This window comes from Kitasatospora sp. NPDC058184 (genome assembly GCF_042883725.1).
Classification (GTDB): domain Bacteria; phylum Actinomycetota; class Actinomycetes; order Streptomycetales; family Streptomycetaceae; genus Kitasatospora.
Map to the genome: position 1 here is coordinate 105,424 of NZ_JBHVVE010000005.1, position 14,776 is coordinate 120,199.

The following is a 14,776-nucleotide window of genomic DNA, read 5'->3' on the forward strand; positions in this document are numbered from 1 at the left end:
GAATTGAAAATGAAAAACCGGAAGCTGACTGCTACACGTGGTTACCGACGGTGCGGCCCAGTGGGGCGGGCGGGACACCTACACTGTCGTCGTTGCGCATGACACTCTTGCACATCTCGCCGCCCAGTTGGGCAGGTTCATGCAATATCGGGCACGGCTGTGCCATGTGACAGTCCGAATATGCAATGGAGGTGCTCACATGGTCGATCAGCATACCGAGTCCGGGGGATTCCCGAGCGTACGGAATGCGTCACCGGAGGCGGGCGGAACGCCGCTGGTCGGACGCAGTCTCGGTTTGCGCGGTGCGCTGAATGCCCGTGATCTGGGCGGGTATCGGACGGCTGACGGGCGGATTCTCCGGCCCGGGGTGGCACTGCGCAGCGATGGCCTGAACCGTGTCACCGCCGAGGACCTCGGCCCGCTCGGCGCGCTCGGCCTGCACAGCGTGGTGGACCTGCGGAGCATGGCCGAAGTCCGCGAGACCGGTCTGGACCACCTGCCCGGCGGTGTGACGCTCCACCACCTCCCGCTGCTGGCACCGGACTTCGACATCGTCCTGCTGGTCCGCGACGCGCTGGTGGACCACGACCCGGAGCGCCAGCGGGCGCTGCTCGGCGACGGCCGGGCGGCCGCCCGGATGGCCGGCCTCTACCGGTGGTTCGTCACGGACCGGGTGGCGCGCGAGCGATTCGCCGCCCTGCTACGGTTGCTGGCGGACCCTCAGGGGCCGCCGCTGCTGTTCCACTGCTCGGCGGGCAAGGACCGCACCGGCTGGGCCGCGGCCCTCCTGCTGACCGCCCTGGGGGTGGACCGGGAGACCGTCCTGGCCGACTACCTGCTCACCAACGAGCGCTCCGCCCCGGTCGTACGACGGGTGCTGGACGACTTCGGGGCCCGCGGCCTGATGCGCGAGCCCGAGCTGCTCCTGCCGGTCTTCCGCGCCGACGGCGGCTACCTGGACGCGGCCTTCGCCGAGGTCGTGGCCGGCTGGGGCGGCTTCGACGCCTATTGGCGGGACGGACTCGGACTGGACGGGGAGGTGCTGGCCGGGCTGCGCGCCAACCTGCTGGACGACCCGGGAGCCGAGCGGGGCGGCCCGGCTCCCGGCGGTCGGCTCAGCCCTCGTTGATCAGCCCCTCGCGCAGCTGGGTGAGCGTCCGGGTGAGCAGCCGCGAGACGTGCATCTGGGAGATCCCGATCTCCTCGCCGATCTGCGACTGGGTGAGGTTGCCGAAGAACCGCAGCATGATGATCCGGCGCTCGCGCGGCGGCAGCTTGGCCAGCAGCGGCTTGAGCGACTCCCGGTACTCGACGCCCTCCAGCGCCAGGTCCTCGTAGCCGAGCCGGTCGGCCAGCGGGCCGTCGCTGTCCTCCTCGCCGGTGCTGGAGTCGAGCGAGCTGGCGGTGTACGCGTTGCCGACCGCGAGGCCCTCGACCACGTCCTCCTCGCTGACCCCCAGGCAGGCCGCCAGCTCGGCGACGGTGGGGGAGCGGTCCAGCCGCTGGGAGAGCTCGTCGCCGGCCTTGGTGAGCGCCAGCCGCAGCTCCTGGAGCCGGCGCGGAACGCGGACCGACCAGCTGGTGTCCCGGAAGAAGCGCTTGATCTCGCCGACCACGGTGGGCATCGCGAAGGTGGGGAACTCCACCCCGCGCTCCGGGTCGAACCGGTCGATCGCCTTGATCAGGCCGATCGTGCCGACCTGGACGATGTCCTCCATCGGCTCGTTGCGGCTGCGGAAGCGCGCCGAGGCGTACCGGACCAGCGGCAGGTTGAGCTCGATCAGGGTGTCGCGGACGTAGGTGTGCTCGGCGCTGCCCGGGTCCAGCGCGGCCAGCCGCAGGAACAGCGAGCGGGAGAGCGTCCGGGTGTCCAGCACCGAGCCGGGCGGCGTCTCCGGTCCCGTGTCGGGGCCGGGCGGCCGGGCCGGTTCGACCCGCTGCCGCGGGACCAGGTCCTCGACGACGGCCGTGCCGTTGGCCTGGCCGCCAGCGTGGATCTCCGCAGTGCCCAGCTCTCCGGACATGCACCCACCCCCTTGTGACTGTCAGTTGAACGGGGGCCGTCGCGCGGTGGTTCCCGGCGAGGGCCTTCCCCCTGCATACCGGAACACGGTCCACGGCAAACCCGAACGTCGCAAGATGTCACGCCGGGGTAACTCGCTGCAATCTCACTCTTCCCAGGAGTTGCCGGTCCGAAGCCTGGTCAGGATCCGGGAGAGCAGCCGGGACACGTGCATCTGGGACATCCCCAGCTCGGTGCTGATCTGGGACTGGGTCAGGTTGGCGAAGAACCGCAGCATCACGATCCGCCGCTCCCGCTCGGGGAGCTGGACCAGCAGGTGGCGGACCATGTCCCGGTGCTCGACCTCGGCCAGCGCGGAGTCCTCGTAGCCGAGCCGGTCGAGCAGGGCGAGCCCGCCCTCGTGCTCCTGCGCGGCCTCCAGGGACGCCGCGTTGTACGCCCGCCCGGCGTCCAGGCAGGCCCGTACGTCCTCCTCGGGGATCCGCAGGCTGGCGGCGATCTCGGGCACCTTGGGCACCCGGCCGTGCAGCACCGTCAGCTCCTCCATCGCGCCGCTGACCTGGACCCACAGCTCCTGGAGCCGGCGCGGGACGTGCATGGTGCGGACGTTGTCCCGGAAGTAGCGCTTGATCTCGCCCAGGATGGTCGGCAGCGCGTAGGTGGGGAACTGGACGCCGCGGCCGGGGTCGAAGCGGTCGATCGCGTTGATCAGGCCGATGGTGCCGACCTGGACGACGTCCTCCATCGGCTCGCTGCGGCTGCGGAAGCGGGTGGCGGCGTAGCGGACCAGCGGGATGTTCACCTCGATCAGGGCGGCCCGGACCCGCTCCCGCTCGGGGGTGTCCGGGGGCAGCTCGGCGAGCCGTTCGAACAGCACCCGGGTCAGCGTCCGGACGTCCACGGCGGGGCGGCCGCCGGGGCCGCGCAGCCGGTCCGGTCGGAGCTCGCCGGCCGGGCTGGTGATCGCAGCCAGCACTTCGTCCACGGACACCTCACCCCTCCCAAAGTCGTCAACGGCGGGCCCTGCGGAGCGGGTGCCACGGCGGGTTCACGACCTCGCCATGTCCGGCAAAACCGGTCATAGCATCACAAGGTGGGCACAGGTCGGGCAAGCACCCGATGGAGGTGTGTTGGTGGGCCGTTCAACCTTTCCCGGGCCGGCCGGCGAACCGCCGCAGGGATCGTTCCGGGACGGAGCAAGGCGCCCCGCCCGGAAGCCGGACGGGGCGCCGCGGTCCGTCCGGGGGAAGCGCCGGGGTCGGGCTTCGGGTGGTCCGGGTCGGACGGGTGGGGGCCGGACGGGTGCTCAGACCTCGACGTCGGCGATCACCCAGGTGGCGAACTCGCGCCAGAGGCCGGCCGCGGCCTGGTGGTCCGGGTGGGTCAGGTAGGCCTGGAGGGCGTCGCGGTCCTCGACCAGGCTGTTGATCGCGTAGTCGTACGCGATGTCGCGCTCGGTGGTGTTCCAGCCGCACTCCCACTCGCGCAGCTCGGGGATCACCGAGCCGAGCGCGTCGAAGGCCTTGGCGCCGGCGAGCACGCGCTCTTCGTCCTTGCTGACGCCTTCGTTGAGCTTGAACAGGACCAGGTGGCGGATCACGATTGCCGCTCCTCGCGGACGGGGACAGAGGGTCCCGCTCACCGTAGCCGGTGCCAGGGGGCCGACCGCTACCCGAATGGGTGCGGGCCGTCCGTCACTTGATCAGACCGGTCATGAAGGTGCCGACGGCCTTGGCCGCGTTCGAGATCCCCTCGAAGCCGAGCTGGACCAGCTCGGCGGACCGGGAGGGTGAGGTGATGATCGAGTAGAGCACGAAGATGAGCAGGAGAGCCATGCCGATCTTCTTCGCCTGCGCCATCGGGTGACCTCTTCCTCCCAGCTGTGGGCCGCCGTCATCCGGTCCCCGAGCGGCCTGCAGGGGGCAGCTTATCCACCCGGACGGGCTATCAAGTGTGCGACGCGTTCGGCCGGCGGGACGAAGGTCCCCGCGAGTGGGGCCTTTCTCCGGATGCCCGCTCGCGGGCCGGACGGCAGGATGGAAGACGTACCGAGGATCTGGCAGGAATCCCCGGTGCATGGATCCGGAGCTCCCCGCTGTGGGACCGGTCGCCGCGGCTTCCCCCCGACGCGGCGCCGGTTGTGGGACTCCGCCGGGGGAGCGGTCAGTCCCCCCGAACCGCTCCCCCTCCAGGCTCCGTACGGACCGGGCACCGGTGGTCATCGGCCCGGGGTACGGAGCCGTTCCCATGTCCGGGGCCGTTCCGGCGGTGCCCTGCGGCTCCCGCGACGTGGGCATACAAACGCCGAGGGCCCGTCCGGATCGGACGGGCCCTCGGGCTCTCGAGCGGTAGCGGTGGGATTCGAACCCACGGTGGAGTTGCCCCCACACACGCTTTCGAGGCGTGCTCCTTTGGCCGCTCGGACACGCTACCGAGAGGAACTCTACCGGAGGGGTGGCGCAGTCACGAAATCCGTATCACCGCGGTGCCCGGCGGGCCCTCAGCGGTGGGTGTCGAAGAAGGCGCGCAGCTGCGCGCCGCACTCGTCGGCGAGGACGCCCGGGATCACCTCGGGCCGGTGGTTGAGCCGGCGGTCGCGCATCACGTCGAAGAGCGAGCCGGCCGCGCCGGCCTTCTCGTCGAGGGCGCCGTAGACCACCCGGTCGATCCGGGACAGCACGATGGCGCCGGCGCACATGGTGCACGGCTCCAGCGTGACGACCAGCGTGCAGCCGCTCAGCCGCCACTCCCCGGTCTTCTCCGCGGCCTGCCGGACCGCGACCACCTCGGCGTGCGCGGTCGGGTCGCCGACCGCCTCGCGCTCGTTGTGGCCGCGTCCGATCACCTCGCCGTCCGGGTCCAGGACGAGCGCCCCGACCGGTACGTCCCCGGTGGCCGGCGCCAGCGCGGCCTCGGCCATGGCGAGGCGCATCGGCGCCGCCCAGCGGTCGCGGACCGGGTCGGGGCGGACGGGGGCGGTCAGCGGGGGAACGTGCGGGACGGTCAGCGGAGTGGATGCGGGCTGCATGGCATCCAGTGTCGGGTATCCGGTGGTGGACACCGGCATGGCCGACGCCGCTACCGGACGGCCTCCAGGACCTCGCCGCAGCCCAGGGCCTCGGCGATCTCCTCCAGGGCGTCGCCCGGGACCGCGCCCTCGCCGCTGAGCGCCAGCAGCTCGTCGGCGGCGAGGCCGAACTCGGTGAGCAGGTGGGCGTCGCCGAGCGGGCCGACCGGGACGCCGCCGCGGGCGTCGGCGTCCTCCTCGTCCTGCTCCTCGGCCTCCTCGGCCTCGTCCAGCAGGTGGTCCAGGTCGCCGAACTCGCTCTCGCCGGCCTGGTCGACCAACTCGTCGGTGAGGACGGAGCCGTAGGAGCTGCGGGCGGCCGCGGCGCCGTCCGACACGAAGATCCGCGGGTCCTCCTCGCCGTCCACGCGGACGACGGCGAACCAGGCGTCCTCCTGTTCGATGAAGATCAGGACGCTGTCGTCGTCCTGGGCGGATCCGCGGGCCAGGTCGGCCAGATCGGCGAGGGTTTCGACGTCGTCGAGCTCCGTCTCGCTCACATCCCACCCGTCCTCGGTGCGAGCAAGCACTGCAGCGAAGTACGCCACCAGGGACACTCCCAAGATCATCGGTCTCGGCTGTCGGCGCGCACGGGCAACGCGGAAATCTGGCCGCCCCCGCGCCAGAGGCGGTCCGCTTGTTCGGACCGTCCCATCGGAATCGTGACAGAAAGCCCGCCCTTGCGGGGGGTGTTCTGCAGCGCGTCTTTGCAGGTCGTGTCGGAAGGACCGGGTGGCGGACGGCGAAGCCGGGCCGGGGCGGTCCGAGGCCGGTCGAAATTTGCTCCGAACGCCCGGCGGGGCCGTTCGGGTCCCTTCCCGGGGCCGTCCGGGTGTCGCGCCGGACGGGCGCCAGGGTGGCATCAGGGTGGTCCGGGGGTGCCTCCCGAGGCGGTTCCGGGGGCGGTTCCGGGCCCGGTCAGATCCGGAAGGTCCGCATCCGCATCGCCTCGCGCATCCGCCGCTCCTTGGTCCGCCGCGGCTGGACCCGCTCCCGCAGCTCGCGCGCCTCGGTGAGCTCGCGCAGGAAGACGGCCCGCCGCTTGCGGCGCTCCGCTTCCGTCTCGGGGTGGTCGTACGGCGGGCCCGGGCTCCGGCCCACCCCGTCGACGGGCTCGTCCATCGAGCCGTCCCCAGGGTTCGGGTTGCTCGTCATAAGAGGTGACATTCCCAGAACGGCCCGGTTGATACCACAGGAGGCACTTCCGTCCGGACGACCGCGCCGGGTCACGGCGAGTCACGGGAGCGTCACCCGGACCGGCGCCCCGGTGGGCACGGCGAGTCGTACACCCGTCCAGGACCGGGCTAACCTCGATACATGCGTCTCCACGTTGTTGACCACCCCCTGGTCGCCCACAAGCTCTCCACCCTGCGCGACGAGCGCACCGACTCGCCGACCTTCCGTCGCCTGACCGACGAGCTGGTGACCCTCCTCGCCTACGAGGCCACCCGGGACGTCCGCACCGACGAGGTGGAGATCACCACCCCCGTGGCGGTCACGCTGGGTACCCGCCTCAGCTACCCGCGCCCGCTGGTGGTCCCGATCCTGCGGGCCGGCCTCGGCATGCTGGACGGGATGACCCGGCTGCTGCCGACCGCCGAGGTGGGTTTCCTCGGCATGGTCCGCAACGAGGAGACCCTGGAGGCCTCCACCTACGCCACCCGGATGCCGGACGACCTCTCCGGCCGCCAGGTCTACGTGCTCGACCCGATGCTGGCCACCGGCGGCACCCTGGTCGCCGCGATCAGGATGCTGATCGAGCGCGGCGCCACCGACGTCACCGCCGTGGTGCTGCTGGCCGCCCCCGAGGGCGTCGAGGTGATGGAGCGGGAGCTGGCAGGCCTGCCGGTCACCGTCGTCACCGCCGCCGTGGACGAGCGGCTCAACGAGAACGGCTACATCGTCCCGGGCCTCGGCGACGCGGGCGACCGGCTGTACGGCACGGCCGGCTGAGCCTCCCCACCCGAACCACCGAACACCGAGAGCCCCCGGCACTGCGTCTGCCGGGGGCTCTCGGTGTTCGGTGGTGCCGCGCGTCCGGTCGGTGCCGCCTCAGCAGCTGCCGGTGGCGGTCGGAGCGGGGGAGGGCTTGGTGGCCAGCGCGAGGGCGGCGGCCGCCTGGGTCTCGTCCAGCAGGGCGTTGTAGCTGTCGCCGATCACGAAGTCCACGGTGGTGTCGGTGCGGGCGTCGGCGGTGACGGCGGCCCCGGCGATCTGTGAGCCGACCAGGGTGCCCGCGCCGGCGCCGGCCGGACCGGCGATCACCTGGGCGGTGCCGGGCACCTTCTTGTCCAGCTCGGCCGGGGCGTTGCCGACCTTGCCGATGACGAAGCCGCGCTTCTTGAACTCCTCGGCCGTCCGGCCGGCCAGCCCGGCCTTGGTGGTGGCGTTGTAGACGTTCACGGTGACGGCGGAGGCCTGCGGGACGGCGTGCGGGTCGCCCTGCGCGGCGGCGGGCGCACCGGAGGCGGCGGGGGTGCCCGGGGCGGCCCCCGGCGTCGGGGCGGCCAGCGGCTTGCCGGACGGGTCCGCGCAGGCCTGGGCCGAGGCGTTCTTGTTCCTGCCGGTGAAGATGTCGTACAGCTGCACGCCGCCGAGCGCGACCAGGGCCAGGGCGAGCAGGCCGGCGAGTGCGGCGATCACCTTGCGGCTCTTCTTCGGAGGCCGGCCCAGGCGCGGGTAGGTGTTGCCGGTGACGCGGTACTGCTTCCCCTTGAGGCCTTGGGGAGTCAACATGCTCACGGTTTGTCTCCCCCTCGTACCAGGGCGGGGTCGGGATGACGGATCGGCCGGGTGGGGGCTTCCCCCGGTGCGGGCGGAATCCCCTGGTCGCGGCCGTAGTCAGCAGCGTAGTGCCGGACAGCCTCGAAGGTACTAAACGATCATCATCTGGCGTACCCCGGTACCCGAAAGGGGGTACCGGGGTACGCGCGGACCGCCCTCCGCCGGGTGGCGAGGGGGCGGTCCGGAAAGCCCGTGGGGGTCCGACGGCCCGGTCGGGGGTCCGTCACTCCATTTCGAGGACGCGGGCGTGCAGCACCTGGCGCTGCTGCAACGCCGCCCGGACGGCCCGGTGCAGGCCGTCCTCCAGGTAGAGGTCGCCGTGCCACTTCACCACGTGGGCGAAGAGGTCCCCGTAGAACGTCGAGTCCTCGGCCAGGAGGGTTTCGAGGTCGAGTTGGCCCTTGGTGGTCACCAGCTGGTCGAGTCGCACCGGGCGCGGGGCGACGTCAGCCCACTGGCGGGTGCTCGTCCGGCCGTGATCCGGGTACGGCCGCCCATTGCCGATGCGCTTGAAGATCACACGGAAAGCCTACCGTTCGGACGGCGGATGGCGCAGCAGCCGAGGCTCCGCCACGCGCGCCGGTGTGAACTGCGCATGGACGAATGCCGCTGTTTGATGGGAAATGTCGCGAACATCGCCCGGTGCCGATCGGGTTCCGTGCCGATGCCGAAGCGTTCCGAAGCGTTCCGATCCGCTCAGGAGTGTTCACCGATGGACTCCGACCTCACCCCGCAGGCCGTCCGGGAGATCGCCGCCGGGTACGCCTTCACCGGCCCTGCCCTCGACCTCGGCGCGGTGCTGCTGGACGGCACCGCGTACCCGGACGCCCAGGTGCGCATCCCGCTGGGCGTGCTCAACCGGCACGGGCTGGTCGCCGGGGCCACCGGCACCGGCAAGACCAAGACCCTCCAGCTGATCGCCGAACAGCTCTCCGCGCAGGGCGTGCCGGTGTTCCTGGCCGACATCAAGGGGGACGTCTCCGGTGTCGCCGCGCCCGGGACGCCGAGCGAGCGGACCGGTGCCCGGGCCGCCGAGGTGGGGCAGCAGTGGGAGCCGCGCGGCTGCCCCACCGAGTTCTACGCGCTCGGCGGGCAGGGCGCGGGCATCCCGATCCGGGCCACCGTCACCAGCTTCGGGCCGCTGCTGCTGGCCAAGGTGCTCGACCTGAACGAGACCCAGGAGTCCTCGCTCACCCTGGTGTTCCACTACGCCGACGCCAAGGGCCTGGAGCTCTACGACCTCAAGGACCTCACCGCGGTGATCGCCTTCCTCGCCTCGCCCGAGGGCAAGGAGGAGCTGCGGACCATCGGCGGGCTCTCGGCGGCCACCGCCGGGGTGATCCTGCGGGCGCTCACCGTGCTGGAGAACGAGGGCGCCGGGGCGTTCTTCGGCGAGCCCGAGTTCGACACCGCCGAACTGCTGCGGACGGCCCCGGACGGCCGGGGCGTGGTCTCGGTGCTGGAACTGCCCGCCGTACAGGACCGGCCGCGGCTGTTCTCCACCTTCCTGATGTGGCTGCTCGCCGACCTCTACCAGGAGCTGCCCGAGGTGGGCGACCCGGACAAGCCCAAGCTGGTGTTCTTCTTCGACGAGGCGCACCTGCTGTTCAAGGGCGCCTCCAAGGCCTTCCTGGAGGCGATCACCCAGACGGTGCGGCTGATCCGCTCCAAGGGCGTCGGCATCTTCTTCGTGACCCAGACGCCGCGGGACGTCCCGTCCGACGTGCTGGCGCAGTTGGGCAACCGGGTGCAGCACGCGCTGCGCGCCTTCACCCCCGACGACGCCAAGGCGCTGAAGGCCACCGTCTCGACCTTCCCGCGCTCCTCGTACGACCTCGGCGCGGTGCTGACCTCGCTGGGCACCGGCGAGGCCGTGGTCACCGTCCTCTCCGAGAAGGGCGCGCCGACCCCGGTCGCGGCGACCAGGCTGCGGGCGCCGCAGTCGCTGATGGGGCCGATCGAGGCGGCGGACCTGCGGGCGGTGGTGGACGCCTCGCCGCTGACGGCGCGCTACCGGGACGCGATCGACCGGGAGTCGGCGTACGAGAAGCTGGCGGCGCGCGCCCCCCGGCCGGAGGCGGCGCCGGCCGGGCCTCCCGCGTCGGCTCCTCCCGAGCCGGCGGCGCGGCGGGAGGAGCGGGAGGGGAAGGCGCGGGAGCAGGCGGGCGTGGGCGGGCTGCTCGGGTCGCTGCTGAACAACCCGAGCGTCAAGTCCTTCGCGCGCTCGGCCGGGAAGCAGCTCGGGCAGGAGATCTCGCGCAGCCTGTTCGGGACGTCCAAGCGGCGGCGGTGACCGGTTCCGGGGCGGGCGGCGGCCGGCCTCAGGAGGAGAGCGCGGCGCCGATCCGGTCCAGGGAGGACAGCCGCATCAGGCCGTAGTGGTAGAACTCGACCTCGGGGACGCCGAGTTCGCGCAGGGCGGCGATCTTGGCGGCGAGGTTCTCCGGGCCGTCGCAGTCGGAGGACATCGGGCGCAGGATCACCGCCATGGACTTCGGGTGGACGCCGTGCAGGGCGAAGGCGGCGAGCTTCTCCCGGACGGCCTCCGGGGTCTTCGCGTAGCCGAGGGTCTCGATCTGGTCGGCGGCTCCGGCGAGGGCGGGCAGGTCGATGCCGGCCAGCCAGCCGGTGCCCGGGCCGCCGCCGTCCATGAAGCTCAGCCGCATGCCGTGCCGGCGGGCCTGCTCGGAGAGGTCGGCGGCCAGCGCGGTGACGGTGGCGGCGGAGGCGTCCACGTAGGCGGCGAAGGCGCCGTCGGCGAGGGCGCTGAGGTCGGCGGGCCGGGCGGCGGCGGACTCGTCGGCCAGCCGGTGGCGCAGCTCGGTGCGGACCGCCTCGGCCACCTCCTCGGCCGGGACCCCGGCGGCGGTGGCGGCGGCGCGGCAGTGCGGGCAGAAGCAGACCCCGAGCAGGGCCTCGGCGGTCGGGCCCAGCTCCTCGAAGTAGCGCTCGTGGTGGTAGCCGTGGCGCAGCCCGTGGAAGTGCAGGGACTCGGCGCGGACCGCGTCCACGCCGTACCGGGCCAGCTCGGCCACCAGGGTCAGCGCGTACTCCCGGACCTCCGGGTTCGCCGGGCAGAGCTCGGTGAGGTGGCGGTCGCCGAAGGCGTTGGCGGGGGCGCAGTCGGGGTGGGCGAAGCCGAGCCGGTCGTTGTGGCAGAAGACCGTCCAGGCGTGCAGCTTCAGGCCGCGGCGGCGGGCCTCCTCGCCGGCCTCGGCGAAGGGGTCGCGGTCGCCGATCGCGGTGGACGGCGCCGGGGCCAGCCGGCGGCCCCGCCAGGCGGCCGGGTCGGGGCGGAAGTACGCCGCGCCCGGCTCCAGGTAGCGGACCACCCGGCGGGGGTTGTGCGGGAAGACGTCGCGGGCCTCGTGGTAGACGGAGGCGAGGGTGACGCCGCCGACCCCGGCGCGGTCGGTGAGGTTGCCGAAGAAGGTGTCGGCGCCCTCGTCGAGCAGGTCGGTGGCGAAGGCGAGGACGGACGACTCCACGGTGCGGCTCCGGAGCTGGGGGAGGGTGAGCCGTCCACGCTAGCCGCAGGGGTGGGATTGGTCTATACCTGATGGCCCGGGTGGGCTACCGGGCCGACGGCCGTCGGGCCGGGGGCTACAGGCCCAGGTCGTCCAGCTGCTTGAGCAGGGCGGATCCGGGGCTGTCCGGGGCGGCGGCGGGCTTCGGGGCCCGCTGCTCGGCCGGCCGGCGGCGGAGCAGGAAGGCGGCGGCCAGCCCGCCGATCAGTCCGCCCAGGTGGCCCAGCCAGCTGACGCCCGGGGTGACCGGCAGCACGCCGATCAGGATGGTCGAGTAGACCGCCGCGATGACGATGCCGACCGCCGCGTCCAGCACGTTGCGGTCCAGGACGCCGCGCAGCACCACGTAGCCGAGGTAGCCGTAGACCAGGCCGCTCGCCCCGGCCGTCACGGTGTTCGGGCTCTCCAGCAGCCAGACCAGCAGCCCGTCGGACATCGTGATCACCAGGCTGGCCAGCAGGAACTTCTTCATGCCCCGGTAGGCGGACAGGAAGCCGAGCAGGAACAGCGGCCAGGCATTGGCCGCGATGTGGTCCCAACCGAAGTGCAGGAACGGCGAGGTGAAGATCTCCGGCAGGTCGCCGATCCGCTCCGAGCGCAGGCCGAACTCCTGCGACAGCCCGTAGTCGTCCAGCCAGTTGACCACCTGGACGGACCAGATGACGGCCTGGAGGCCGATCATGGTGAACAGCGCGTCGCGCGAGTCGGAGAGCAGACGGGTCATTCTGGAGGCCATGCCGTCGACTCTAGGGGCGGTGGGATCGCACACGCACCCGATTACGGCGAGCCGTTTAGAGTGACCTGTGTCATTCCGACCGTGAGAGGTGACCAGCCCATGAGCAAGCGCGCGCCGCTGCCGTACGAGTTCCTTCCGCAGGTGCCGTCCTTCCCGCTGAGCAGCGAGGACATCACCGAAGGCGGCACGCTGGGCCCGGAGTTCGTCCACGCCGACGGCAACCTCTCGCCGCAGCTGGCCTGGTCGGGCCTGCCGGAGGGCACCCGGAGCATCGCGGTCACCTGCTACGACCCGGACGCGCCGACCGGCTCCGGCTGGTGGCACTGGCTCGCCCTGAACCTGCCCGCCGACACCGCCGGCCTGCCGCGCGGCGCCGGCTCCTCTGACGCCGGCCTGCCCGGCGAGGCCTCCTTCCACGGCCGCAACGACTTCCCGGGCAACCGCTACGACGGCGCCGCCCCGCCGCCCGGCGCCCCGCACCGCTACGTCTTCGCGGTGCACGCGCTGGACGTGGAGAAGCTGGACGTCGCCGCCGACACCCCGCCGGCCCAGGTGGGCTTCAACCTCACCTTCCACACCCTGGGCCGGGCGCTGCTGACCGCCGAGTACGGGGTCTGAGCGGGGCCCGATCGATGTCGATACCGGTGTCCGACCGTCCGGTCGAGGTCTGGCGGCTGCCCGCGGAGGACGTCCGGGCCGGCCACCGGGCCCTGACCTGGACGGTCGGGCCGCAGGGGGAGCTGGCCGTCCTGGTGGTGCCGGAGCGGTACGCGGCACCGGCCGGTTCGTGGCCGTGCGCCCGGCTGCCGTTCGACGGCGAGGTGGTGGTGCGCGGCCCGCGGGGCGAGTGGCGGGTGCCGCTCACCGGGGTCGGGGTCCCGCCGGACTTCCTGGCTCTGCTGCCGGGCGGCCGGGTGCTGCTGGTCGGAGGCAGGGCCGAGGAGTCGGCGGACGGCTGGGAGCGCAACGGCCAGGTCTTCGGGCCGGACGGACGGCTGACCCGGGAGCTGCAACTCGGCGACGACGTCCAGGCGTTGACCACCGACCGGGACGGCCGGATCTGGCTCGCCTTCGGGGACGAGGGCAACTACGGGGACAACCCGCTCGGCCAGTACGGCCTGCTCGGGCTGGACACCGCCGGACGGATCGTCTGGCAGCCGGACTTCGGGCAGCTGGGCGACCAGCCGCTGGAGGGCCTCGCCGCCGCCACCGAGGGACGGCGGGCCTGGCTGGCCTGGTACGGGGACAGGAGCCACCTCACCGGGATCGACCCGGACGGGGGCGAGCCCGTCGTCATGCGGCTGCCGGCCCGCCAGCCGGTGGGCTTCGCGATCGCCGGGGACCGGGCCGTGTTCCTCCAGCCCGGCGGCGAGCTGATCCGGTGCGAACGGGAGAGCCGGAAGGGCTGGCGGGAGGTGCGCCGCGAGCGGGTCGGCGTCCCCGGCGGCCTCGACCGGGGGCGCGCGCACGGCCGGGACGGGGTGCTCTGGTTCCGCTCCGGCAACGGCTGGTTCCGGGTCGAGGCCTAGGTTCCGGCCCTCGGGTCGCGGCCTCAGGTGCCGGCCTTCAGGGCGGGGCCCGGGGTCCGAGCCTCCGGGCCGGCCGCGTGGTGGGCGCGGTCGGCGAGCCGGCGCAGGTGCTCGCGCAGCGCCGGCGGCTCGTGCACCTCGAAGGGGCAGTCCAGCGACAGCAGCCGCATCGCCGTCCACTCCAGCGAGTCGGAACGGGAGCGGAGCCGACAGCTGTGCCCGTCGATCGGCTCGACCTCGGAGTCGCCCGGCCGGAGGCTGTCGCGGACCCGCTCGGCGGGGGCGTGCACGGTGGCGACCACGGTGCCGCTCGGTGACGGGCGGCGCAGCTTGCCCGCCACGTACGCGGCGGCGTCCTCGGCGGGGAGCGGGCGCGGGGTGAAGCGGACGCCGGTGGCGGCCGGGCCGCTCAGCCGGTCGACCCGGAACAGCCGCCAGTCCGCGCGGTCCAGGTCGTAGCCGACCAGGTACCAGCGGCGGCCGACCGAGACCAGCCGCTCGGGTTCGACCTGCCGACTGGTCTCGGCGCCGTCGTACGCCCGGTAGCCGAAGCGCAGCCGCTCCCGGGCGGTGACGGCGCGGGCGAGCACGGTGAGGTCCTCCGGGTCGACGGTCGGGCCGTCCCCGGCGAGCAGCGGCACGGTCGCGGAGTTGAGCGTCCCGACCTGGTGCCGCAGCCGCCCCGGCAGCACCTGGAGCAGCTTGCCGAGCGCCCGTACCGAGGCCTCCTCGATGCCGACCACGGCGTGCCCGGCCGCCGCGCGGAGCCCGACCGCGATGGCCACCGCCTCCTCGTCGTCCAGCAGCAGCGGGGGCATCGCGGTGCCCGCGACCAACCGGTAGCCGCCCTCCGCGCCCATGCTGGCCCGCACCGGGTAGCCGAGCTCGCGCAGCCGGTCGATGTCGCGCCGGATGGTGCGGGGGCTGACGCCGAGCCGTTCGGCGAGCTCGCTGCCGGGCCACTCGCGCGGGGTCTGGAGCAGCGAGAGGAGGTTCAACAGCCGTGCCGGGGTGTCGCTCATGTGCGCCTCTCGATGCTTCGCTCGCTCGTGCCGTCGCTCGTGCCGTCCAGAATGCCGGACCAACTGGGACAGATTCTGACCTAGATGC

At 73.0% G+C, this 14,776-nt stretch carries 17 protein-coding genes and 1 tRNA gene; 5 read left to right on the plus strand and 13 right to left on the minus strand.

The features are described 5' to 3' along the window. Positions 1-199 precede the first annotated feature (199 nt). Positions 200-1,129: a tyrosine-protein phosphatase gene (locus ACFVXH_RS11225; RefSeq protein ID WP_387822362.1), complete on the plus strand. Its 930-nt coding sequence runs from the start codon at positions 200-202 to the stop codon at positions 1,127-1,129. Here ACFVXH_RS11225 and ACFVXH_RS11230 read toward each other — a convergent pair. From ACFVXH_RS11230 to ACFVXH_RS11265, 8 genes are all read right to left on the minus strand, one after another. Then, the gene (locus ACFVXH_RS11230) at positions 1,116-2,024 is read right to left on the minus strand and encodes an RNA polymerase sigma factor SigF (RefSeq protein ID WP_049650154.1); all 909 of its coding nucleotides are present in this window, start codon (positions 2,022-2,024) and stop codon (positions 1,116-1,118) included. The two genes, ACFVXH_RS11225 and ACFVXH_RS11230, sit on opposite strands and share 14 nt — an antisense overlap. Positions 2,025-2,168: 144 nt before the next feature. Further along, the gene (locus ACFVXH_RS11235) at positions 2,169-3,014 is read right to left on the minus strand and encodes an RNA polymerase sigma factor SigF (RefSeq protein ID WP_387822366.1); all 846 of its coding nucleotides are present in this window, start codon (positions 3,012-3,014) and stop codon (positions 2,169-2,171) included. 315 nt (positions 3,015-3,329) lie between these two features. Further along, the gene (locus ACFVXH_RS11240; protein ID WP_049650156.1) at positions 3,330-3,623 is read right to left on the minus strand and encodes a Dabb family protein; all 294 of its coding nucleotides are present in this window, start codon (positions 3,621-3,623) and stop codon (positions 3,330-3,332) included. Between the two features lie 94 nt (positions 3,624-3,717). Beyond that, positions 3,718-3,858, minus strand: a complete 141-nt coding sequence (locus ACFVXH_RS11245) for a hypothetical protein (protein WP_359913966.1) — start codon at positions 3,856-3,858, stop codon at positions 3,718-3,720. Between the two features lie 511 nt (positions 3,859-4,369). Next, a tRNA-Ser gene (locus ACFVXH_RS11250) sits at positions 4,370-4,456 on the minus strand. A gap of 67 nt (positions 4,457-4,523) precedes the next feature. Beyond that, positions 4,524-5,051: a tRNA adenosine(34) deaminase TadA gene (gene tadA, locus ACFVXH_RS11255; RefSeq protein ID WP_387822370.1), complete on the minus strand. Its 528-nt coding sequence runs from the start codon at positions 5,049-5,051 to the stop codon at positions 4,524-4,526. Between the two features lie 50 nt (positions 5,052-5,101). Next, on the minus strand, positions 5,102-5,659 hold the full coding sequence (locus tag ACFVXH_RS11260; protein WP_049650157.1) for a tRNA adenosine deaminase-associated protein: 558 nt from the start codon (positions 5,657-5,659) through the stop codon (positions 5,102-5,104). A gap of 349 nt (positions 5,660-6,008) precedes the next feature. Beyond that, entirely contained in the window at positions 6,009-6,212 is a 204-nt protein-coding gene (locus ACFVXH_RS11265; RefSeq protein WP_049650158.1) for a hypothetical protein, read from the minus strand. Positions 6,213-6,407: 195 nt separating this feature from the next. Between ACFVXH_RS11265 and upp the strand changes: the two genes are divergently transcribed. Next, entirely contained in the window at positions 6,408-7,043 is a 636-nt protein-coding gene (gene upp / locus ACFVXH_RS11270) for a uracil phosphoribosyltransferase (protein ID WP_049650159.1), read from the plus strand. Positions 7,044-7,142: 99 nt separating this feature from the next. Here upp and ACFVXH_RS11275 read toward each other — a convergent pair whose 3' ends face one another. Beyond that, a complete protein-coding gene (locus ACFVXH_RS11275) occupies positions 7,143-7,826 on the minus strand; it encodes a LytR C-terminal domain-containing protein (protein WP_049650160.1) in 684 nt (227 codons plus the stop codon). 271 nt (positions 7,827-8,097) lie between these two features. Next, positions 8,098-8,394: a type II toxin-antitoxin system VapB family antitoxin gene (locus tag ACFVXH_RS11280; protein WP_030061387.1), complete on the minus strand. Its 297-nt coding sequence runs from the start codon at positions 8,392-8,394 to the stop codon at positions 8,098-8,100. A 192-nt stretch (positions 8,395-8,586) separates the two neighbouring features. On the opposite strand from ACFVXH_RS11280, the gene ACFVXH_RS11285 reads away from it, so the two are divergent. Continuing rightward, a complete protein-coding gene (locus ACFVXH_RS11285) occupies positions 8,587-10,167 on the plus strand; it encodes a DUF853 domain-containing protein (protein WP_259316650.1) in 1,581 nt (526 codons plus the stop codon). Between the two features lie 28 nt (positions 10,168-10,195). Here the strand turns inward: ACFVXH_RS11285 and ACFVXH_RS11290 are convergent, their stop codons facing one another. Next, on the minus strand, positions 10,196-11,362 hold the full coding sequence (locus ACFVXH_RS11290; RefSeq protein ID WP_387822373.1) for a hypothetical protein: 1,167 nt from the start codon (positions 11,360-11,362) through the stop codon (positions 10,196-10,198). 115 nt (positions 11,363-11,477) lie between these two features. Then, positions 11,478-12,137 carry a rhomboid family intramembrane serine protease gene (locus ACFVXH_RS11295; protein ID WP_387822376.1) on the minus strand — a complete coding sequence of 220 codons (660 nt, stop codon included), beginning with the start codon at positions 12,135-12,137 and terminating at the stop codon, positions 11,478-11,480. 99 nt (positions 12,138-12,236) lie between these two features. On the opposite strand from ACFVXH_RS11295, the gene ACFVXH_RS11300 reads away from it, so the two are divergent. Then, positions 12,237-12,755: a YbhB/YbcL family Raf kinase inhibitor-like protein gene (locus tag ACFVXH_RS11300; protein ID WP_049650163.1), complete on the plus strand. Its 519-nt coding sequence runs from the start codon at positions 12,237-12,239 to the stop codon at positions 12,753-12,755. Positions 12,756-12,769: 14 nt separating this feature from the next. Continuing rightward, positions 12,770-13,666: a hypothetical protein gene (locus tag ACFVXH_RS11305; protein ID WP_063780078.1), complete on the plus strand. Its 897-nt coding sequence runs from the start codon at positions 12,770-12,772 to the stop codon at positions 13,664-13,666. 23 nt (positions 13,667-13,689) lie between these two features. Here the strand turns inward: ACFVXH_RS11305 and ACFVXH_RS11310 are convergent, their stop codons facing one another. Beyond that, positions 13,690-14,688, minus strand: a complete 999-nt coding sequence (locus ACFVXH_RS11310) for a helix-turn-helix transcriptional regulator (protein ID WP_380779886.1) — start codon at positions 14,686-14,688, stop codon at positions 13,690-13,692. Positions 14,689-14,776: the final 88 nt, after the last annotated feature.

What these genes read in the sequence shown, in the direction of transcription:
- ACFVXH_RS11275 (WP_049650160.1), bottom strand. Translation starts at nt 7,826, where the DNA reads ATGTTGACTCCCCAAGGCCTCAAGGGGAAGCAGTACCGCGTCACCGGC.
- ACFVXH_RS11265 (WP_049650158.1), bottom strand. Translation starts at nt 6,212, where the DNA reads ATGGACGAGCCCGTCGACGGGGTGGGCCGGAGCCCGGGCCCGCCGTAC.
- tadA (WP_387822370.1), bottom strand. Translation starts at nt 5,051, where the DNA reads ATGCAGCCCGCATCCACTCCGCTGACCGTCCCGCACGTTCCCCCGCTG.
- ACFVXH_RS11295 (WP_387822376.1), bottom strand. Translation starts at nt 12,137, where the DNA reads ATGGCCTCCAGAATGACCCGTCTGCTCTCCGACTCGCGCGACGCGCTG.
- ACFVXH_RS11300 (WP_049650163.1), top strand. Translation starts at nt 12,237, where the DNA reads ATGAGCAAGCGCGCGCCGCTGCCGTACGAGTTCCTTCCGCAGGTGCCG.
- ACFVXH_RS11230 (WP_049650154.1), bottom strand. Translation starts at nt 2,024, where the DNA reads ATGTCCGGAGAGCTGGGCACTGCGGAGATCCACGCTGGCGGCCAGGCC.
- ACFVXH_RS11305 (WP_063780078.1), top strand. Translation starts at nt 12,770, where the DNA reads ATGTCGATACCGGTGTCCGACCGTCCGGTCGAGGTCTGGCGGCTGCCC.
- ACFVXH_RS11245 (WP_359913966.1), bottom strand. Translation starts at nt 3,858, where the DNA reads ATGGCTCTCCTGCTCATCTTCGTGCTCTACTCGATCATCACCTCACCC.
- upp (WP_049650159.1), top strand. Translation starts at nt 6,408, where the DNA reads ATGCGTCTCCACGTTGTTGACCACCCCCTGGTCGCCCACAAGCTCTCC.
- ACFVXH_RS11260 (WP_049650157.1), bottom strand. Translation starts at nt 5,659, where the DNA reads ATGATCTTGGGAGTGTCCCTGGTGGCGTACTTCGCTGCAGTGCTTGCT.
- ACFVXH_RS11285 (WP_259316650.1), top strand. Translation starts at nt 8,587, where the DNA reads ATGGACTCCGACCTCACCCCGCAGGCCGTCCGGGAGATCGCCGCCGGG.
- ACFVXH_RS11225 (WP_387822362.1), top strand. Translation starts at nt 200, where the DNA reads ATGGTCGATCAGCATACCGAGTCCGGGGGATTCCCGAGCGTACGGAAT.
- ACFVXH_RS11310 (WP_380779886.1), bottom strand. Translation starts at nt 14,688, where the DNA reads ATGAGCGACACCCCGGCACGGCTGTTGAACCTCCTCTCGCTGCTCCAG.